This window comes from Bacillus massilinigeriensis (genome assembly GCF_900111815.1).
Classification (GTDB): domain Bacteria; phylum Bacillota; class Bacilli; order Bacillales; family Cytobacillaceae; genus Mesobacillus_C; species Mesobacillus_C mediterraneensis.
The window spans coordinates 1,312,475-1,331,110 of record NZ_LT630004.1; the positions used below are offsets into that span (position 1 = coordinate 1,312,475).

The window sequence follows — 18,636 nt, forward strand, 5'->3', positions numbered from 1 at the left end:
TATTGACGAGTGAAAGAAACGCTGATAAAATTAGAAATTATCGCACAATAATGGACAAGGATAGAGGGGTTATTAATAATACTATTCTTATATCAAATTTTCATTGCCATGTGGAAAAACAATTGAATAGAAAGCTATGAATGCTATGGATTACACTATAGCAGGAGCGGCTTCTGGAGAGGACGCGGATATCCGCGACGCCGAAGGGTTCATAATCTCAGGCAAAAGGACAGAAGAGTACGGATATTATTTTATTATTCTGCAACAAGGATATATTCATAATATTTGTTATTCTTAAGTTTTAAGAGATTGGAGGAAACCAGTCTCTTTTTTTTCATGTTTTTTCATGGCAGGCAGCAAGAGAGTCCATTATGCAGTTGAAAAAATGGGGGGAGTCAGCGTGGAACAGAAAGAATTGAAGAGAGATTTGAAAGACCGCCATGTCCAATTGATTGCGATTGGCGGGACGATTGGAACAGGTTTGTTTTTGGGATCGGGGAAAGCCATTCAGTTGGCAGGACCGTCGATTATTTTCGCCTATCTTATCGTCGGCTGCGCTTTGTTCTTTGTTATGCGCGCATTGGGAGAATTGCTGTTGTCAAATGCAGGGTATAAGTCGTTCACTGATTTTGCCGAAGATTATATTGGTCCATGGGCCGCGTATGTGACAGGATGGACTTATTGGTTCTGCTGGATCATGACTGCGATGGCGGATATTATCGCCGTCGGTGTATATGTACAATACTGGTTTGATATTCCGCAATGGATTCCAGCATTGGCAAGTCTCGTCTTCCTATTAGGACTGAATTTGCTCACGGTAAAGCTATTTGGAGAATTGGAGTTTTGGTTTGCGCTTATTAAGGTTATTACGATATTAGCGCTAATTATTGTCGGCATTGTCCTGTTGGTGATAGGATTCAAGACGGATGCAGGAACTGTTTCCGTGAAGAATCTCTGGGACAATGGCGGTTTATTTCCGAATGGCATCAGTGGATTTTTGCTTTCCTTCCAGATGGTAGTGTTTGCTTTCGTCGGTGTAGAGCTTGTTGGAGTTTCTGCGGCTGAAACAGCAAACCCAAAGAAAAATATCCCTTCCGCCATCAATAAGATTCCCTTACGGATCCTATTTTTCTATGTTGGTGCACTGTTCATCCTGCTAAGCATCAATCCGTGGACAGAATTGAATGCTGCCAACAGCCCGTTTGTTAGGACATTTACTTTAGTTGGTATTCCGGTTGCAGCGGGAATCATTAATTTTGTAGTTTTAACGTCTGCTGCTTCTGCTTGCAATAGCGGACTATTCTCCACAAGCAGGATACTGTTTAATTTAGGGAAACAGGACCAGGCTCCAGTGAAATTTGCAAGGCTGAACAATAACCATGTCCCAAGCAACGCTTTGTTGATATCTGCACTGGTATTGTCAGTAGGAGCCCTCCTCAGCAAGCTTTTACCAGAACAGGCTTTTGGTATTGTCACGACCATCAGTGCGATTTGTTTCATTTGGGTTTGGAGCATCATTCTTATCTGCCATATTAGATATACAAAGATGAGGCCAGATTTAAGAAAAAAATCAACCTTTAAAGCGCCATTGACGCCATTGATCAATTATGTCGTACTAGCATTGTTCGGTTTTATTTTGATGATTATGTTGATTGTTGAAGAAACAAGAACAGCTTTGCTGATGACACCGTTATGGTTTGGTCTGCTCTTTGGATTATTTGCTAATCGTAAGAGAAAAGAAAAAGACATCAGTTTAACAGCATAGACGAGCATTACTTCCTTGCTTTTCCCGCTAGAACTGTTATGGTAGAACCATACTTATCCATTTTTATTTATCCAAGGGGGGATATCATGAATCTTGGGTTAGTGTTGGTTGCTGTCATTATATTCGGTTCGGCTATTTCCACCCTTGCTTTGGCTGGAAAAGGGGATGAGAATTACCGAAATTCCACAAAGAGGAATACCACAAATTTGACGGTAATATACATTGTGGTAATCTTAGTGTCATTCATTGCTGTTGGTGTTTATATCAAATGGTTTGCGTAGTATCTAGAGTACTGCATAATGAAACAGCAATCGTTATATTTCTCTAATAATTGGATTATGATTTCGTTCTGCTCCTGAAAGTCCCTTTGTGCCAAATTCGGTATTTCCCGCATATCCAAGCAGCAAGTAATTCAGCAATAAGCTAAAGAAATATACAGGGCTTACTCTGCATGAGTGCCGAGCAACGAAAGAAATCCTGTTTTACAGGTGAATTTTTGTTGAACGTTTCAGAACATTTTGTTACTATGAATATGTAAAAAAAAGAATAGACGCTATCACTAGGGGAGCCCTTGATTAGGGCTGAGAAAAAAGTAGTTACTTTGAAACCCTCAAAACCTGAACAGGTTCGAACCTGCGTAGGGAAGTGTACTTGTACATACGTATGTTTTTTCTGCATGCATGGACAATGCCGCTTTCCTATAAGGGAGGCGGCATTTTTTCTTGGATGAAAGGGAGGAGAGAGATGAAGCTTGCTGCTGTCACCAACGGTCTCCAAACAATAGAAGAAATGGCTTCTTCTATTATGGAGATTGAGGCTTTCGTCGACTATATCCATATTCGCGAGAAGCAAAAATCAGCCGGCGAGCTTTTCTGCCTGCTGGAATTATTAACAAAGAAAAAGGTGGAGAGAGAGAAACTCGTTATTCATGACCGTTTGGATCTTGCGCTGCTCTGTGAACATACTAATGTGCATTTGCCAGGAAGCGGGCTTCCTACCTGTCATGTAAAAGACAAGTATCCATTTTTAAGAGTAGGTCGCTCTGTACATTCTCTTGAAGAGGCGCTTCGTGAAGAGGAAGAAGGTGCAGATTACCTTTTTTATGGTCATATTTTTGATACTCCTTCAAAAGAGGGACTTCCGCCACAAGGGATCCATCCATTGAAGGAATTAAAAAGAAACATAAAAATTCCGATTTATGCAATCGGGGGAATCAAACTGAATGATGTCTCCCGTATTGCTTCCATTGGTGTAGAGGGTGTTGCTGTTATGTCAGGAATTTTCTCTGATGTTGATGCTGCTGATGCAGCAGCAAAATACTACATGAAAGCAAAGGAGGCTGACGATGGAGAAATCGTGTGAAGTTGCAGTGATTGGAGGTGGAATCATTGGTTGTTCGATTGCTTACCACTTAGCTAAAGAAAAGGTGAATACAGCCCTTTTGGAGAGCGGGACAATCGGTGGGAAGGCAACTAATGCAGCAGCTGGGATGCTTGGCGCGCATTCTGAGTGTGATGATATGGAAGTGTTTTTCCCCTTCGCTAGAAACAGTCAATTGGCTTACCGAAAATACGCAAAGGATCTGCGCGAAATAAGCGGCATTGACATAAGGCTGACGACCGGAGGCATTATAAAACTCGCCTACACGAAAGAAGAACTCAAAGAGCAATCCACCCTCTTGCTGCTTCCGTCAGTAGAACCGCTTTCCCTTTCTGAAATAAAGGATAGGATTCCTGATATAAACAATGCTGTAATTGGTGGGGTATACATCGCTGATGATGTACATGTTCACCCGCTCCAAACCTGCCGGGCATTTGCGAGGAGTTCGATGCGTTTAGGTGCACATATTTATGAAAATACACCTGTTGTAGATATAAAAAAAGAAGGTACAGGCTTCCTCATTCGGACTCCGTCTGGAGATATAAAAGCATCTTATGTTGTTATTGCTGCAGGTATTTGGAGTGGAAAGTTTTTAGAAGCAGCAGGGATTTCCCACCGAATGACTCCTGTAAAAGGACAGTGTATGGCAGTAAGGGGGGAAGGCATGGTCTTGGATCAAACACTTTTTCATAAACACAGCTACGTCGTTCCACGGAGTGATGGGACATTAGTGATAGGTGCAACTATGGAAGAAGACGACTGGAGTGAGAGTCCAACGGTTGGCGGTATAACGCAAATAACCCAACTAGCAGAAAAGTTTTTTCGCAATCCAAGAGACATGAAGGTGGATGCAATATGGACTGGTCTTCGGCCTGCGACATTTGACAAAAAGCCCTACATTGGCTTTCATCCAGAAAATCGGAAAATTATTTTTGCAACAGGACATTTTCGGAATGGAATCTTGCTGGCACCTGCTACGGGAAAAATGGTCTCAAGGATGATTCTTGGCAAGGAAATTAAAAAAGAATGGTTAGAGGCTTTCAAGGTAGACAGATTGCTTAATTTGGTATAAGGGGGACTTTGCTTATGAATGTCAGGTTAAATGGGAAGAGCATATCTTTGCCAGCAGAAATCGATACAGTCGCTGAACTTATTAGGCACTATGAATTAGAAAACCGTATTGTCATTGTAGAGATTGATAAGAACATTATCGAGAAAACCCTTTATGCTGAGACAGAGTTGAAAGAAGGATCAGAAATTGAAATGATCCATTTTGTAGGAGGAGGATAATGATGTTGAAAATAGGAGATAAAACTTTTTCTTCGAGGCTTCTGCTTGGAACGGGAAAGTATCCGTCGTTTGAAGTCCAAAAAGAAGCAGTTAGAGTGTCAGAAGCAGAAATTCTTACTTTTGCAGTTAGAAGGATGAATATTTTTGAAGAATCACAGCCGAACTTCCTTGAACAACTGGACTTGACAAAGTATACGTTACTTCCGAATACAGCAGGAGCAAGAAATGCCGAGGAAGCTGTCCGCATTGCAAAGCTTGCGAAAGCTTCAGGGCTTTGCGACATGATTAAGGTAGAAGTGATAGGATGCAGTAAAACGCTGCTGCCTGACCCCCTTGAAACGTTGAAGGCTTCAGAAATGCTCTTACAAGAGGGATTTACCGTTCTTACGTATACTTCGGATGATGTCTTGCTAGCGAGAAGGCTTCAGGAGCTTGGAGTACATGCTGTAATGCCAGGTGCATCCCCGATAGGCTCCGGTAAAGGAATTATGAATCCGCTTCAATTGCGCTTCATTATTGAGCAGGCAACAGTGCCGATAATTGTAGATGCAGGGATTGGTTCGCCGAAAGATGCGGCTTTTGCAATGGAACTAGGGGCTGATGGCGTTTTACTGAATACGGCAGTGGCTGGAGCAAAAGATCCTGTGAAGATGGCCCTTGCAATGAAATTGGCTGTTGAATCTGGAAGACTAGGATTCGAAGCAGGGCGGATTCCTGAGAAGGAATATGGAGAAGCTAGCAGTCCGCTGACAGGAATGGTGTCATCTTGAATGAACGTTATTCAAGACAAGAAAGATTCCAGCCAATCGGGAAGAAGGGGCAAGCAGGGATAAGAGATGCGCATATCTTAATTGTCGGAGCAGGAGCACTAGGTGCGGCAAATGCTGAAATGCTTGTCAGGGCAGGAGTTGGCCGGTTAACAATGATTGATAGAGATTATGTAGAGATAAGCAACCTTCACAGGCAGCATCTCTATAGTGAAAGTGATGCTATTGCAAAATTGCCGAAAACAATTGCGGCAGAAAAGCGTTTGAAGGAAATTAATAGTGAGGTCATTGTCGAAAGTGTCGTAATGGATGTGAATGGGCAAAACATTGAAGAACATGTTTCAGGAAAAACAATTATTATCGACGCAGTCGACAACTTAGAAACTAGATTAATCGTAAATGACGCCGCTACAAAGCATAATATTCCTTTTATCGTTGGTGCTTGCGTCTCAAGCTACGGCTTGGGCTTTCCGATGATTCCGGGAAATGGACCATGTCTTCATTGCCTGATCGACCATCTCCCAGCGCAAAGTGAAACCTGTGATACAGTGGGTGTCATTGGACCAATTGTGCAAATGGTGGCAGCACATCAGGTAACTGCATCATTAAAATTTATCACCGGGAAGAGTCTTCCGCCTATTCTTCACTCTATGGATATTTGGAAGAATGAAAGAGCGGAAATTCATGTCGGAATGCTGAAAAATCCTTCGTGCTCTTCATGTGGGACTGACCCCGTTTTTCCTTATCTATCACTTGAAAATCAAACTAAAGCAGAAGTGCTATGTGGTAGAAATACTGTTCAAATAAGGGCAGGAGCCCAAAGGATATTTCAATTGGAGGATATGGGGAAGAGATTAGCGGAGCTATCCTGTGAAGAAATTGTGCAAAATCAGTATTTGCTCTCCTGTCGATACGATGGATATCGAATTGTCCTTTTTAAGGATGGCAGAGCGCTTGTTCATGGAACAAATGACCTATACAAGGCAAGAGCTGTGTTTCAGCGGATAACAGGGTAGGCTGTAGCAATACACTATAATCAGTTTAAGTCATATTTAGATGATTTTAGTTTTTCTTATGCTTTTAAAAGTCATTTTTCATTCCAGTATTTTTGGATTGAAGAATGGCTTTTTAATGTGGTTCATCCTTTTCTTTCGGATACAGAGCCAGACTGAGCCGACTTTTCATAAAAAAGAATGATTAAGGAAGATGATAGCGCAAATGTATATTCCTCCAGATGAAGTAGTTTCTGCTAATGCGGTTAAGCATCCTAGAGGAAATTAATCTTCCTTAACCTACTTTTTACTAAAGATGAATGTTGAGGATAAATTCATTCAGTACCATAGACACGTAAGTAAGAGGAAGGAGAGAAAGCCGTGAGAGGGATTTTAAAGAGTAGTATATGTGTTGCAGCAAGTGTTTTGGCATTTTCGTTTATAGATTTGCATGCAAGCGCAATGGAAGGAAGCGAAGCTAAAGGGCAAAGCACAGATGTTGAAGTCATGTCATACAATATTCATCATGCAGTTGGAACGGATGGTTTACTAGATGTAGGGCGAATTGCGAAGATAATTGAAGAATCAGGAGCTGATGTTATAGGATTGCAAGAAGTCGATAAGCATTGGTCATCAAGAAGTCATTTTAAGGACCAAGCTAGGTTGCTTGCTATGCGTCTAGGCATGTTTTATGTGTATGGATCCAATTTAAATCTCGAACCGGCTAACCCGAGTGATCCTCGCAGGGAATATGGAACGGCAATACTAAGTGAATATCCAATCATCCAATCCGAAAACTATGCTCTTCCTAAAGTAGGAAATACAGAACAGCGAGGATTGCTAGAAGCGACTATCAATATAAAGGGAAATCAATTGCATTATTATAATACCCATCTTGCTCTAACAGTTACAGAGCGGATGCTACAAATGGAAAGAACATTAGATATTGTCGACAATAAAAAGGGTCCGAAAGTTATTATGGGAGATTTTAATGCCCTTCCTGAAAGTCTTGAGATGGCACCAATAATAAATCATTATCAGGATGTTTTTGCGGACAGTAAAGGGGCGTATACGTATCCTGCGAAAAAGCCTTCAAAGCGCATTGATTATATTTTTACATCAGATGATATAGAGATAAAAGAGTCAGAAGTCATTGTAACAAATGCCTCAGACCATTTGCCGCTGACAGCTGAATTGGAGCTTGAAAGGCTCGAGCCGAGTTCTAATGGTAATAAATAATTGAGAAATCCCGCTGTATTTGACTATGCCTTTCTACGCTCTTTCATTACCCCGATTTAAAGGGGATCTCTTCGACTTTACAATCTACAAATTTCACCTGGTGATGGAATGAATTGAAATCAACTAGTTAGAAGGAATAGCATACACTAAAGCAGAATGGTTGATATATTCGACTCTAAATGAGGCAAACGAAAAAAATGAGGAAGAAGAAGCTGTGGGTGTATGCAGGCTTTCTTTGGTTTTTATTTTCTTCTAGAATAAAAGGAAGTATTTTTGAAAATGAACCCCTCCTGTACCCGATATAATAAGGCGAGCAGGAGGGGATAGATAAAAAGATATCAATTAAGTTTGACTCTTTAAAATATACGTTTTTATTTCAGGCGGTTGATATGCAGCAAAAAGGTCGAGTAGTCCAGCAGGATCTTCGCTAACAAGGGCCATTGACCTGTATTTCTCTTGAAGGAATTGTTCATCGGCCATATGGTTCAAGAGCGCAACTAGTGGGTCGTAATAACGATTGATGTTTAATAACCCGCAAGGTTTTTTATGCAGTCCAAGCTGTGCCCATGTAAAGATTTCGAAGAATTCCTCCATCGTTCCGGCTCCGCCTGGCAAGACAATAAATCCATCAGCATATTCCGCCATTTTTGCCTTTCGCTCATGCATAGACTGAACAATAATAAGTTCTGTTAGGTTTTGGTGTGAAATTTCCCGTTTATCTAAAAAATCGGGCATAACTCCAATGACTTTTCCTCCTGCATCTAGCACTGCGTCTGCAACACTGCCCATTAAACCAACGCTAGCGCCTCCATATACAAGAGTAATGTTTCGTTTAGCTAGTTCTTTCCCTAGCAATCTAGCACTTTCGATGTATTTAGGTGACGCACCATTGCTCGACCCGCAAAAAATTGCCAATGATTTCATTTTTTGGCCTCCTATAGTGTTCTATAATAAAGTATATCCTATCGTATTTGGATATTAAATAGAAACACCTAAAAGCGAAGCTGAAAAGTGCAACTTAGTTTTCAATAGTATTTTTAACGCTCCTGCGCAAAGCTGCGGGAGCGTTTGTTTATCTGGATTTGCATAGTCCAAGCCGTAGAGGAATAGGATAGTATAACTTCAAAAAAGGAAGTGTTAGCATGGATGATCGTGAGCAAATGTTTTATACAAGAATGAAGAGTTACAAACCATACCATAGCCCGTTTGACCCCTGCCGTCCTATTGGAAAAAAATTCTACTCAACACCTCCAAACCTTTATTTTGGATTTCAGCCGCCTGACCTGCCGCAATATGATCCACACGAGGCGCTTAGGAAAGGGACATTATGGCCGGTTTTCTGGGATTTCTATGAAAATCCTTATGAAGCGAAGGGGTGAGAGAAATGCATAGTCTGCCAAAAAATTATTATGAAGAACTGGAAGCAATACAGGCGGTTGATTTTGTGCTTGTTGAACTGACTTTGTATCTGGATACTCACCCGGATGATCAAAATGCTATCCAGCAATTTAATCAATATGCTCAATACAGCAATCAGTTGAAGCGGGCTTTTGAAGCCCAGTTTGGTCCCTTGCAACAATATGGTAACAGCTTATCTGATAAGAATTGGAGCTGGGGGAGAGCTCCTTGGCCATGGCAAATATAAGGAGGTCGCATTACGATGTGGGTATATGAGAAAAAATTGCAGTACCCTGTAAAAGTAAGCACATGCAATCCAACTCTTGCAAAGTACTTGATAGAGCAGTACGGGGGAGCGGATGGGGAGCTTGCTGCTGCCCTTCGCTATCTTAACCAGCGTTATACTATTCCGGATAAGGTTGTCGGTTTGCTAACAGATATCGGTACAGAGGAATTCGCCCATTTAGAAATGATTGCAACAATGATTTATAAACTTACGAAAGATGCAACGCCACAGCAGCTTAGAGATGCAGGCCTTGGTGAGCATTATGCCGATCATGATTCAGCCTTGTTCTACCATAACGCTGCAGGAGTACCTTTTACAGCAACGTACATACAGGCGAAGGGAGATCCAATCGCAGACCTATACGAGGATATTGCTGCGGAAGAGAAGGCAAGGGCGACATATCAATGGCTCATTAATATGTCGGATGATCCTGATTTGAATGATGGACTTAGATTCCTTAGGGAGAGGGAAGTAATCCATTCTCAGCGTTTTCGAGAGGCTGTCGAAATTCTAAAAGAAGAGCGTGGAAAGAAAAAAGTGTTTTAACTTGTAAAAGCCCGACAAAAATAAGAGTCGGGTTTTTTCAAGACTTTCTTTGTCATCAAGCAAGCTATCAAGCTTTTGTTCTATTCGCTGCAATTGGGATTGTCTCTTTTTAATCGTTTTGATAAGTAGCACGAAGCGAGTAAGTAAACGTAAACTAGAAAAAAAGAAAAAAAACCATCGCTAATATTTATTTCCATTTTATTCACCAATGAGTTAATTACACACGAATGGGGAGGAAAATTCCCCAATTATGCTATCTCCTATATTTCTATTAGATTGGAATGGTTATTTTTTCAGCTAGATGAGGGAAGTCAATAAACGGATTTCGATTTCCTTGAATTTGATAGATGGCGGCATTTCGATGCTTTTCATACAAACTTACAGGGTTTTCTTTATTCCATTTAATGAGAAGGGGTATATCTACGTCTTCCTGGAATTCTCTCTTAACTGTTTCAGGGTAGCGCAGAAAATAATATAGCATGGCTCTTGCGGCAAGGCCTTTACCGTGCTCCGGTTCGAAACGGCTTTCTGCAGCAACGCCACAATTATTTTGAATAGGCTCATCAGGATTTTCTGGGATATATTCTGGAAAATCTGCATAATGAAAGTTGGAGCGACTGGAATTGCATTTTGGATCACAAGTAAATAAATGGTGCAAATCACCTTTCATGGGTTCAGTTCCGCCGAACCAGGATTGCGGAACAATATGCTCTGCATTGAATTTAATCCGCCATTCAAACGCCTCCAAATTAGAATATGCCGGGTCCTCTTTTTGAATTAGTTGTTGAATTTCGGCATACTTTTGGCGAATGTAGTCAGTGTCTTCAATGATAATTTCTTCCGGATTCTTTTTTTCGCCGGAATAGACACTTTTTAATGAGCCATCCGGATGCAAATCGACCCAAGTATATAAGTACAGGTCTTTACTGACAGAATACGGTATTCGATTTACATGAGTATTTTCTAAAAGCCCGCATAGGTCTGTGAAAGTTGGAGTCTGCTTCCAGTCGGGACCGCCAATTTTCTTATAATATTCTGCAATATCAGCTTGGTCTGTTTCTTCATCATAATAATTCTCCCGATCTTCGCGAAGCTTTTTTTGATTTTCCCTAAGGAAATCAAGCTGTTTCTGTAAATCTACAAATTCTGTGATTTTCAGTGTGGAAAACTTCTTTAGTATTTTCCCCATTAGCGCACCATCCTTGTATGTTATAGGCTTTCTCCGATGATATTCGTCATAAACTAGGGATATACCTGCTGTAAAATAGGAAAAACCGCATTCTAAGAATGCGGCAAAGTTATTAAAGGAAAACTCCCACTATGGAAAATAAAGTCACAAATGCAAAGAGACCTGTTATGTGGATTAAGGAATATAGAAACATCGTCCTAGCCCATTTTTTACTATCCATTTTCCTGTGACCTAATATACTCAGCACAAGCCAACAAATATTAAGAAGCAAAGCTGCACCCAGCAATACAGGACTGACGGGGAGGAAGAGGAAGCTTGCTGCAATGAGCAAAACCAGATAAAAATTCGTCTGTTTATATGTCCTTCTCATCCCTTTGATAACTGGGAGCATTGGTACTTTTGCATTTCGGTATTCTTCTTCTTTCCGAATGGCGATGGAATAGAAATGAGGCATTTGCCATATCAGCGTCATTGCAAACAAGCCTAAAATTGCAGGATCCGTTATATTGGTGCTAACTGCTGTCCAGCCAATTAATGGCGGCATGGCACCTGAAATGCTTCCAATCTCCGTATTATAAATGGTTCTTCTTTTGCTCCACATGGTGTACGGGAAAACATAAAAGAACAATCCAAGAAAACCGAATAGCGCAGCCAGCGGTTTAGCAATGTAAAGTGCATACAAACCTACGGTTGTCATCAGGAGGCCGAGTATTAAAACGGATCTAAAACTCACTTCTCCAATGACGGTAGGTCTCTCCTTCGTCCGCTCCATAAGAGAATCTATATCACGATCGTAAAGATTGTTGAACGCACCTGCTGCACCGATGATAAGGGATGACCCGCAGAGAGCTAATATAATATCCCATAGCTCATTCCAAGGATTTACCGAGTTTACATATAGTGAGAGCGACAGTCCTGCGACCACCGCTAGTAAATTCGATTTGATAATTCCTGTTTTTATTGTAGCCCCCAATATTTTCAAAGACAATAATGGATGGATTGCAGAGAAAGTGTTCTTCTCTCCCCTCATTTTAACCACCCTTTCTATTCTATTTATACTGTGACAATTTTCATTATACATGAAATAGGGGTTTTAGATGAAATTTGTGCTCATTTTAATAAGATCAAGAAGCAGCCTCAAGCTAACTGCCTATTCTATCCTGACCACTGCATTAGATCCAGTGGAAGACATCTATATTTTTTTAAAAAAATCACTAATTATCCGTTGACAAATAGTCGTTATAGATGATATTATTTAGTATTTTGCTTTTCATCTAACTTAATGTTATAATGAAAATAGACGATTCGGAGGTGGGATTTTTGTTCGAAGTTGGCGATCATATTATCTATCCTATGCATGGTGCAGGTATTATTGAAGAGATTGAGGATAAGGAAGTACTTGGCGAAATTAGACGATATTATGTGATTAATATCCCGGTTGATAACATGCAAGTAATGATTCCTGTGAATAGGGTGGAAAAATCTCATATTCGCGCGATTACAGACAAACTTGTACTGAAATCGGTTCTGGAGGTCTTTCGCAACGGAAAAACAGATCAAACCTTATCATGGAAAGATCGTTTTAAAATGAACACCGAGAAAGTTAAGAACGGAAAACTTAAAGATGTTGCGGAAGTAGTGAGGGATTTAAAAAGAATACACGAGATTAAGCCATTGAACTCTAGTGAAAAGCAACTTTTTGAAAGTGCAAAGAAGCTGCTAATTGGTGAAGTAAGCCTTGTAAACGGAATTTCAAATGTACAGGCAACAGAATTATTAAGAACGAATTTTTCTTAATCTGCTTTGCACCGGCCAGCATGCGCATCCGGCAGGCTGACTGGTCCTATTTTTAGGACTAATACCTCATGAAAAAACAGCCTGGCAAGCCGTTTTTTTTTTGCGAAAAAAGATAAAAACAGGCCCCCTAGAAGGAGCCTGTCATCATAGCTGTTATTAAGCTTTTTGAACGTTAGCAGCTTGTGGTCCACGAGCGCCTTGTTCTACTTCGAAAGTTACTTTTTCGCCTTCGTCTAATGATCTGAAGCCGTCAGACTGGATAGCGGAGAAATGTACGAATACGTCGTCTCCACCTTCGCGCTCGATGAATCCGAATCCTTTTTCTGCGTTAAACCATTTTACTGTACCTTGTTCCATTTTGTTGACCTCCTAGTGTGCAACGCACACATGTGTTACTATCCTTGCCCTTAGTGATCATTAAGACGAAAGTTGGAAACTTCTCAATCCTTTACACCGAACAAAAATAATTCTCTTACATCGTAACAGATAATGGAAAGGAATGCAAGTGGTGTATATCTTTTTTAGATTGTTTATTTTTAAACCGTTGAGGCATAAAGATAGAGAGTAGTTTCTTGTTTTCAGAATGGAGAGAAGGTTTAATGGTGATAGAACATAATTGGAAGGGGTTTTTATATGAAACAATATCAATCAAGAGAAGAAGTGCCCTTGCAGGAAAAATGGAACCTTGATGATATTTATCCTGACTTGAAGAGTTGGGAAAAAGATTACATAACGGTAGAAGGGTTGGCAGTGAAACTCTCGCATTTTGATGGTGCTATCAATAATGGAGGTGCATTGTTTTCGTTCCTAAAAACGAGGGAAGAGCTCTCATACAAACTAAACCATCTTCATGCTTACAGTATGCTGAAAAGCGATGAGGATACGAGAAACACTGAAGCACAGGCGTTGAAAGAAAGGGTGCAAAGTCTTGGAGTGAAAATTAGCTCCGCAACGTCCTTCTTTATGCCGTTTCTTCTTAGCCAAGAGGAAGGTACCTTGAAACGTTTCATAGAAGAAGATTCTGGTTTAAAGTACTTTGAGGAAGATTTATGGGACTCTTTTCGTTATAAGGAGCACGTATTAGGAAAGAGTGAAGAAGCACTGCTTTCACAGCTTGGAGAGTCTCTCTCTGCTCCATCTGAGATTTTTGGCATGATCAATAATGCCGATATTCGTTTCGGGGAAGTAACAGGAGAAGAAGGAAAGAAAGTTGAATTAACCCGCGGCATGTATGCCAAATTAATTGAAGATGACAATAGGGATATCCGCCGCGAAGCATATAAGGCTTATTATCAGCCATATATCCAAAATAAAAACACAATTGCCGCTACTCTATCGGCAGCTGTAAAAAGCAATGCTAGGATGGCAAAGATAAGAAGCTATCCTTCTGCGCTTGAAAAGTCCTTGTTCAGTGATAATGTACCACGGCAAGTATATGAGAACCTCATTGAGTCTACTAAGGAAAATATCGCACCAATGCATCGGTATATCGCGATTCGAAAAGAAAAGCTGGGACTTGACGAGTTGCGAGCATATGACTTGAGTGTTCCAATTGTGAAAGGAGTGAAGATAGAAATTCCTTACGAGGAAGCTTTCGAGACCATGCTGAAAGGACTCGCGCCTCTTGGAAAGGAATATATAGGCATTCTCGAGGAGTTTAGGGCGAAACGTTATTTAGACGTCCGTGAGACACCTGGGAAGCGTTCAGGGGCATATAATTTAGGAATATACGGTGTGCATCCATACATCCTGCTGAATCATAGGGATGACCTCGACAGCTTATTCACGCTCGTTCATGAGTGCGGTCATGGGGTTCATAGCACCTTAAGCGGAAGGCATCAGCCGCAAATAAGCGCACGGTACAGTATTTTTGTTGCGGAAGTTGCTTCGACTGTAAATGAAATTCTCATGATTCACTACTTGCTCAATAACGAAAAAGATACGGAAGTAAAAAGACACCTATTGAACCACTTTATTGACCAGTATAAAGGCACATTCTTTACGCAAGTCATGTTTGCGGAATTCGAATTAAAGACGCATGAGCTTGCGGAAAAGGGAGAACCGCTGAACGTTGAGGTGTTTAATTCTTTATATGAAGACCTTTTCAGAGAGTATAACGGAAGTGAAATCGTCTTTGATGAAGAGGTGAAATATGGTTGGTCTCGCATTCCGCATTTTTACCGTCCGTTTTATGTGTACAAATATGCTACAGGATATGCTTCCGCCATTCACCTGGCAAACAGAATTCTGAAAGGGGATAAGGAAACGATTGCAGCCTATCACGAATTCCTGCAAAGCGGCAGCAGCGACTATCCGTTAGAGTTGCTGAAGAAAACAGGTGTCGATCTAACGACTGCGGAACCAATCAATAGTGCACTTGCCCAGTTTACTGAGCTTGTAGAAGAATTTTCTAAGGCATAAGAAAACTCCCCTTTCCTTCGTGGATTGGGGATTTTCTGTGGTTATATTTACCTTATCGGATTTAATTATTTTCGGAGTTTGCTCCTTACCGATTTAAAAATGGTCCGAATAATCAGCTTCCTCATATTTTTTCACAGCTTTGGGCATACTTTCGTTGAAGGATGGTGTCTGGGATGAAGCGGAAGCTGATTGTAGTGTTAAGCCTTTCGTTTATTGCCTTTATGATTGGCTTATTTGTTTTTTATTGGATGAAGGATGATCAGTCTCGCTGGCAGGTAGCGCTTGGTGGGATTCTTGCAGGGGGACTGCCGCTTGTATTGCTATTTATGAAGAATATTCCTTTTAATATCCCAGTTCTACTGGGCTATTTTGTTTCCTTATTTTGTACGCTATATCTTGGATCGATTGCTGGGTTTTACTTGAAATTCAGCTGGTGGGATTCGACTCTCCATGTTTATAAGGGAATGTTAGTCGGCTTCGTTGCCATTGCGCTCTATTGTTATCACATACCTGAAACGAGCATAAAAGATGTTTCGCGCTGGATTCTCTTTCTCTTTATCTTGTCCCTTGCCGTGATGTCCAGTGTTGTTTGGGAAATATATGAGTTCGTCGGTGATCGTCTCATCACCCATACGATGCAGCGCGGCGGAAATAAGGACACGATGTATGATTTGTTATGCGGCCTTGCAGGGGGGCTCGCCGTATCAGTCTATGGTATCACAAAGGTAAGAGCATGATGGGGGTGTCAGGATGAACCGAAAAACCGTCATTGCCGTAAGTGGCGGGTATGTCGTGTTTATGGCTTTACTGGCGTTTTATTACTATGGGCAGGATGAATCTTTCGAGACAATGGTTGCGGCAGGTGGAATCGCCTGCGGTGTTGTACCGCTTTTATTAGCAACTTTTACAAGGCTGCAGTTTCATTTGCCTCTTGTCGGATCATATATTGTGTTCCTATTTGCTTCGCAATACTTAGGCTCAATCAGAGGTTGGTACGGGCTTGGCTGGTGGGATACTTTTCTACACTTTTTTAGCGGAAGCTTGCTTTCCTATTTGGCAGTTGCTTTATATGAACGTCTTGTTCGCAGGGGAGCTGGGGATCGCATTTCACCATGGTTTGTCTTCTTATTTACCTTTTCATTCGCGGTTCTTGGAGGTGTCATGTGGGAAGTATACGAGTTTTCTGCCGACCAGTTATTTGGAATGACGCTCCAAGGGGGAGGCAACAAGGATACGATGATGGACTTGATTGCTGATTGTGCCGGAGGCTTGTTAATCGCAATATTTGCCGCTATAAGGTCAAAGGCATTCAGGAAAAAATAGACTAACATGATGAGGCAGCCATTCTGTAATTGAGGCTGTCTTATTTGTGTGTTTAATTTTGGCTAATTGGAAAACATTATGAAATTATATTGCATAAGTGTACAATAGGCGCATATAATCAAATTGTAAAAAGTTGAAAAATAAAAATACTTAAAATGCAACTTTTAAAGCATGACAAACGTCATAAATAAAAAAGGTAATGGTAAGGGGAAAATGGAGACTAGAAAAAGAAGGAAAAGTAAATTAAGAAAAACTGCCTTGGTATTGTTCGTTCTTGCTGGAACAGTTTTTGCGCTCGTATTCTTGATTTCTGGTATGGCTAAAGAGGATGTCGGAAAAAGCAAATCGGCTTCATTAGATAGAAAAGAAAAAGATATACAGACGAAAGATAAACGAGAAAAAAAAGAAAAACCTATCTTTGTGGATATCATTGACCCAAATACGAAAAATGTTGTGATGACTTTTGAACCAAAGAAGATGGGTTACGGAACGAACGATGAATCGTTTCGGGGGGAAATCATCAAGTGGGCAAGAACGGCTGCAAGAGGGACTGATACCAATCCTGGTTATGATCAAAGAAACACGCTTGACCGGATTGATGCTAACGGAAATATAGTGAAAGGAAAACCAAGGGTCATACTAGAAGAAAAGGAACTTGCTGAAAAGGTGATCGAGGCTTCTGCCAAGGGTGGCAAAGTACAACTTCCTTTGTATGTAACAGCAAGCAACTATAAGCCTGGGGACGCTGCTCATTTGAATGAGGTTGTTGTGGCATCCTACACAACGAAATACAATAGCAATGTCTATGGCAGAAGCAAAAACATCGAGCTTTCCGCTAAAGCTATTGATAATGTAATCATAGGGATTGATGATTACTTTTCCTTCAATACGACAGTAGGTCCTAGTGATGAAGCACATGGCTACCAGCCAGCAGAAGAAGCTGTCAATGGGAAGCTTGTCATGGGGATTGGCGGAGGGATTTGCCAAACTTCCTCTACTTTGTTCAATGCAATAGATCAACTTGGTGTTGAGTATGTTGAAAAACACCATCATTCCGTTAATGTCGGTTATGTTCCAAAAGGACGTGATGCAACAGTGTCCTTTGGTGGTGTTGATTTCCGTTTTAAAAACACTACTGGCACACCGCTCTTGATTCGATCAATATTTGGGAACGGAACACTTACCATTGAAATCCGTACATCCAAGATATATCAGGACGCAGTAAAAAAAAGGTTATAAACGAAAACCCCTGCGGAACATGCCTAGTGTTTTGCAGGGGTTATTTATGTATTCGCCTTTTTTTCTATTATAGTGGACAAACGTCTAAGCGTGTCCGAATTACGAGCATAGTATACGAGTGTAATAGCTATTACGAATAATTAGAAGAGAGGAGGATTCCACATGGATTTAGGACTTGGTACTTTTCTCGTTGTCGTGTTGCTATTAGTAGCATGGTTGCTAATTTCCATTTTGAGTCCACAGAACGATGACACTCAAAATGCATTGAAAACAGCTGTATGTAATATTCTGGGCTGTTAAGGGAAAGGATACGGCTGCAGAGATACCCTCTGTCGCCGTATCCATTTTTGCTGTTAATATGGCTGAAAATTAGTATAACAGAAAAATAGCATATGTGTATGTAGCTGCACATACTTGGAACAATGATGAATCACTGATATTACAAATAAGCCGGTTGTTGCTTTTTTATGTTTAAAAATTCCACCATCTTTTCTTTTTCGAAGTCTCCATCATGTGCATAAGAATCTCTTTCATATACTCATTTTGTGACTGCATGGAAATTAACTGGAGCTTAATTGCTGCCATTTCCTCTCTTATTTCCTTAAGGAGCAGGTTGGTTTCCTGACCTTCCTGTTTGGCATGCTCGGCTTTGTCATCTTGTTCTTCATTTTGAACTCCACCAATTAGCTTAACGGTGTTCATCATATCCTCGCTTGATATTAGGCTGGTTGCCATACGCATAATAGACCCTACATCTAGAGTACTTTCATCAGAGAATAAATTTGTCGCTAGCTTTTTAATAGCTCTGTTCTGTTCTTCCAAATCAACTGAGGATAAAGGGGCTTTATCAGATGATTCACTGTTCACGCTTTTTCGCCTTCCTTTCCCAAAAATGCAGTTATATGAAGTACCTCCCTCTATAACATATGTTCCTTTCAGCTAAATGTGCCTATCCATAAAAAAGAGAGCGTGATTAAGAGGAATAAGGTTAAGAAAAGCCGAGT

Annotated in this window: 22 protein-coding genes and 2 riboswitches; of the genes, 17 read left to right on the forward strand and 5 right to left on the reverse strand. The window is 40.8% G+C overall.

The annotated features are described in order from the left end of the window. The first annotated feature begins 163 nt into the window (after nt 1-163). Nucleotides 164-243: riboswitch (glycine riboswitch) on the forward strand. Nucleotides 244-400: 157 nt separating this feature from the next. From BQ5796_RS06950 to BQ5796_RS06985, 8 genes are all read left to right on the forward strand, one after another. Further along, nucleotides 401-1,765 carry an amino acid permease gene (locus tag BQ5796_RS06950; protein WP_071461186.1) on the forward strand — a complete coding sequence of 455 codons (1,365 nt, stop codon included), beginning with the start codon at nt 401-403 and terminating at the stop codon, nt 1,763-1,765. Between the two features lie 86 nt (nt 1,766-1,851). After that, nucleotides 1,852-2,046: a hypothetical protein gene (locus BQ5796_RS06955; protein WP_071459573.1), complete on the forward strand. Its 195-nt coding sequence runs from the start codon at nt 1,852-1,854 to the stop codon at nt 2,044-2,046. 270 nt (nt 2,047-2,316) lie between these two features. Continuing rightward, a riboswitch (TPP riboswitch) is annotated at nt 2,317-2,426 on the forward strand. 83 nt (nt 2,427-2,509) lie between these two features. Continuing rightward, complete coding sequence (locus tag BQ5796_RS06960) at nt 2,510-3,127, forward strand: thiamine phosphate synthase (protein ID WP_071461187.1); 618 nt, start codon at nt 2,510-2,512, stop codon at nt 3,125-3,127. Further along, complete coding sequence (thiO, locus tag BQ5796_RS06965) at nt 3,111-4,217, forward strand: glycine oxidase ThiO (RefSeq protein ID WP_071459574.1); 1,107 nt, start codon at nt 3,111-3,113, stop codon at nt 4,215-4,217. The genes BQ5796_RS06960 and thiO overlap by 17 nt, the downstream gene beginning before the upstream one ends. Nucleotides 4,218-4,231: 14 nt before the next feature. Next, nucleotides 4,232-4,435: a sulfur carrier protein ThiS gene (gene thiS / locus BQ5796_RS06970; RefSeq protein ID WP_071459575.1), complete on the forward strand. Its 204-nt coding sequence runs from the start codon at nt 4,232-4,234 to the stop codon at nt 4,433-4,435. A gap of 2 nt (nt 4,436-4,437) precedes the next feature. Next, entirely contained in the window at nt 4,438-5,205 is a 768-nt protein-coding gene (locus tag BQ5796_RS06975) for a thiazole synthase (protein ID WP_071461188.1), read from the forward strand. Beyond that, nucleotides 5,202-6,218, forward strand: a complete 1,017-nt coding sequence (locus BQ5796_RS06980; RefSeq protein WP_071459576.1) for a ThiF family adenylyltransferase — start codon at nt 5,202-5,204, stop codon at nt 6,216-6,218. The genes BQ5796_RS06975 and BQ5796_RS06980 overlap by 4 nt, the downstream gene beginning before the upstream one ends. A 357-nt stretch (nt 6,219-6,575) precedes the next feature. Beyond that, nucleotides 6,576-7,433, forward strand: coding sequence for an endonuclease/exonuclease/phosphatase family protein (locus BQ5796_RS06985; RefSeq protein ID WP_234969317.1), 858 nt, complete (start codon nt 6,576-6,578; stop codon nt 7,431-7,433). A 342-nt stretch (nt 7,434-7,775) separates the two neighbouring features. On the opposite strand, the gene BQ5796_RS06990 is transcribed toward BQ5796_RS06985, so the two are convergent. Next, nucleotides 7,776-8,357, reverse strand: coding sequence for an LOG family protein (locus tag BQ5796_RS06990; RefSeq protein WP_071459577.1), 582 nt, complete (start codon nt 8,355-8,357; stop codon nt 7,776-7,778). Between the two features lie 251 nt (nt 8,358-8,608). On the opposite strand from BQ5796_RS06990, the gene BQ5796_RS06995 reads away from it, so the two are divergent. Genes BQ5796_RS06995 through cotJC form a run of 3 tightly spaced genes read left to right on the forward strand, consistent with a single transcriptional unit; the run spans nt 8,609 to nt 9,663 of the window. Then, nucleotides 8,609-8,812 carry a spore coat associated protein CotJA gene (locus BQ5796_RS06995; protein ID WP_097678019.1) on the forward strand — a complete coding sequence of 68 codons (204 nt, stop codon included), beginning with the start codon at nt 8,609-8,611 and terminating at the stop codon, nt 8,810-8,812. Between the two features lie 5 nt (nt 8,813-8,817). Next, complete coding sequence (locus BQ5796_RS07000; RefSeq protein WP_071459579.1) at nt 8,818-9,078, forward strand: spore coat protein CotJB; 261 nt, start codon at nt 8,818-8,820, stop codon at nt 9,076-9,078. A gap of 15 nt (nt 9,079-9,093) precedes the next feature. Beyond that, nucleotides 9,094-9,663 (forward strand): spore coat protein CotJC, encoded by a 570-nt coding sequence (cotJC, locus tag BQ5796_RS07005; protein ID WP_071459580.1) that lies wholly within the window; start codon nt 9,094-9,096, stop codon nt 9,661-9,663. Between the two features lie 271 nt (nt 9,664-9,934). Here the strand turns inward: cotJC and BQ5796_RS07010 are convergent, their stop codons facing one another. Both BQ5796_RS07010 and cyoE read right to left on the reverse strand, forming a co-directional pair. Further along, on the reverse strand, nt 9,935-10,852 hold the full coding sequence (locus tag BQ5796_RS07010) for an endonuclease I family protein (protein ID WP_071459581.1): 918 nt from the start codon (nt 10,850-10,852) through the stop codon (nt 9,935-9,937). A gap of 112 nt (nt 10,853-10,964) precedes the next feature. Continuing rightward, nucleotides 10,965-11,882: a heme o synthase gene (cyoE, locus tag BQ5796_RS07015; RefSeq protein WP_071459582.1), complete on the reverse strand. Its 918-nt coding sequence runs from the start codon at nt 11,880-11,882 to the stop codon at nt 10,965-10,967. Nucleotides 11,883-12,172: 290 nt separating this feature from the next. On the opposite strand from cyoE, the gene BQ5796_RS07020 reads away from it, so the two are divergent. Continuing rightward, nucleotides 12,173-12,649 (forward strand): CarD family transcriptional regulator, encoded by a 477-nt coding sequence (locus BQ5796_RS07020; RefSeq protein WP_071459583.1) that lies wholly within the window; start codon nt 12,173-12,175, stop codon nt 12,647-12,649. A gap of 156 nt (nt 12,650-12,805) precedes the next feature. Here the strand turns inward: BQ5796_RS07020 and BQ5796_RS07025 are convergent, their stop codons facing one another. Continuing rightward, entirely contained in the window at nt 12,806-13,006 is a 201-nt protein-coding gene (locus BQ5796_RS07025; RefSeq protein ID WP_071459584.1) for a cold-shock protein, read from the reverse strand. A gap of 276 nt (nt 13,007-13,282) precedes the next feature. Here BQ5796_RS07025 and pepF point away from each other — a divergent pair, with 276 nt between their 5' ends. The 5 genes from pepF (at nt 13,283) to BQ5796_RS18075 (ending at nt 17,932) form a co-directional block, all read left to right on the forward strand. After that, nucleotides 13,283-15,070, forward strand: a complete 1,788-nt coding sequence (pepF, locus tag BQ5796_RS07030; protein WP_071459585.1) for an oligoendopeptidase F — start codon at nt 13,283-13,285, stop codon at nt 15,068-15,070. Between the two features lie 173 nt (nt 15,071-15,243). After that, nucleotides 15,244-15,807 (forward strand): DUF2238 domain-containing protein, encoded by a 564-nt coding sequence (locus BQ5796_RS07035; RefSeq protein ID WP_071459586.1) that lies wholly within the window; start codon nt 15,244-15,246, stop codon nt 15,805-15,807. Nucleotides 15,808-15,820: 13 nt separating this feature from the next. Beyond that, nucleotides 15,821-16,393: a DUF2238 domain-containing protein gene (locus BQ5796_RS07040; protein WP_071459587.1), complete on the forward strand. Its 573-nt coding sequence runs from the start codon at nt 15,821-15,823 to the stop codon at nt 16,391-16,393. Nucleotides 16,394-16,606: 213 nt separating this feature from the next. Continuing rightward, nucleotides 16,607-17,632, forward strand: coding sequence for a VanW family protein (locus BQ5796_RS07045; RefSeq protein ID WP_071459588.1), 1,026 nt, complete (start codon nt 16,607-16,609; stop codon nt 17,630-17,632). Nucleotides 17,633-17,794: 162 nt separating this feature from the next. Next, nucleotides 17,795-17,932, forward strand: a complete 138-nt coding sequence (locus BQ5796_RS18075) for a hypothetical protein (RefSeq protein WP_159430982.1) — start codon at nt 17,795-17,797, stop codon at nt 17,930-17,932. Between the two features lie 171 nt (nt 17,933-18,103). Here BQ5796_RS18075 and BQ5796_RS07050 read toward each other — a convergent pair whose 3' ends face one another. Next, complete coding sequence (locus tag BQ5796_RS07050; protein WP_071459589.1) at nt 18,104-18,499, reverse strand: hypothetical protein; 396 nt, start codon at nt 18,497-18,499, stop codon at nt 18,104-18,106. Nucleotides 18,500-18,636 lie beyond the last annotated feature (137 nt).

Bases quoted from the DNA above. Each gene is read 5' to 3' on its own strand.
- BQ5796_RS06955 (WP_071459573.1), top strand. From the start codon at position 1,852: ATGAATCTTGGGTTAGTGTTGGTTGCTGTCATTATATTCGGTTCGGCT.
- BQ5796_RS06975 (WP_071461188.1), top strand. From the start codon at position 4,438: ATGTTGAAAATAGGAGATAAAACTTTTTCTTCGAGGCTTCTGCTTGGA.
- BQ5796_RS06990 (WP_071459577.1), bottom strand. From the start codon at position 8,357: ATGAAATCATTGGCAATTTTTTGCGGGTCGAGCAATGGTGCGTCACCT.
- thiO (WP_071459574.1), top strand. From the start codon at position 3,111: ATGGAGAAATCGTGTGAAGTTGCAGTGATTGGAGGTGGAATCATTGGT.
- BQ5796_RS07045 (WP_071459588.1), top strand. From the start codon at position 16,607: ATGGAGACTAGAAAAAGAAGGAAAAGTAAATTAAGAAAAACTGCCTTG.
- pepF (WP_071459585.1), top strand. From the start codon at position 13,283: ATGAAACAATATCAATCAAGAGAAGAAGTGCCCTTGCAGGAAAAATGG.
- BQ5796_RS07000 (WP_071459579.1), top strand. From the start codon at position 8,818: ATGCATAGTCTGCCAAAAAATTATTATGAAGAACTGGAAGCAATACAG.
- BQ5796_RS07040 (WP_071459587.1), top strand. From the start codon at position 15,821: ATGAACCGAAAAACCGTCATTGCCGTAAGTGGCGGGTATGTCGTGTTT.
- BQ5796_RS07035 (WP_071459586.1), top strand. From the start codon at position 15,244: ATGAAGCGGAAGCTGATTGTAGTGTTAAGCCTTTCGTTTATTGCCTTT.
- BQ5796_RS07010 (WP_071459581.1), bottom strand. From the start codon at position 10,852: ATGGGGAAAATACTAAAGAAGTTTTCCACACTGAAAATCACAGAATTT.
- BQ5796_RS06995 (WP_097678019.1), top strand. From the start codon at position 8,609: ATGAAGAGTTACAAACCATACCATAGCCCGTTTGACCCCTGCCGTCCT.
- BQ5796_RS07025 (WP_071459584.1), bottom strand. From the start codon at position 13,006: ATGGAACAAGGTACAGTAAAATGGTTTAACGCAGAAAAAGGATTCGGA.
- cyoE (WP_071459582.1), bottom strand. From the start codon at position 11,882: ATGAGGGGAGAGAAGAACACTTTCTCTGCAATCCATCCATTATTGTCT.
- BQ5796_RS18075 (WP_159430982.1), top strand. From the start codon at position 17,795: ATGGATTTAGGACTTGGTACTTTTCTCGTTGTCGTGTTGCTATTAGTA.
- cotJC (WP_071459580.1), top strand. From the start codon at position 9,094: ATGTGGGTATATGAGAAAAAATTGCAGTACCCTGTAAAAGTAAGCACA.
- thiS (WP_071459575.1), top strand. From the start codon at position 4,232: ATGAATGTCAGGTTAAATGGGAAGAGCATATCTTTGCCAGCAGAAATC.
- BQ5796_RS06960 (WP_071461187.1), top strand. From the start codon at position 2,510: ATGAAGCTTGCTGCTGTCACCAACGGTCTCCAAACAATAGAAGAAATG.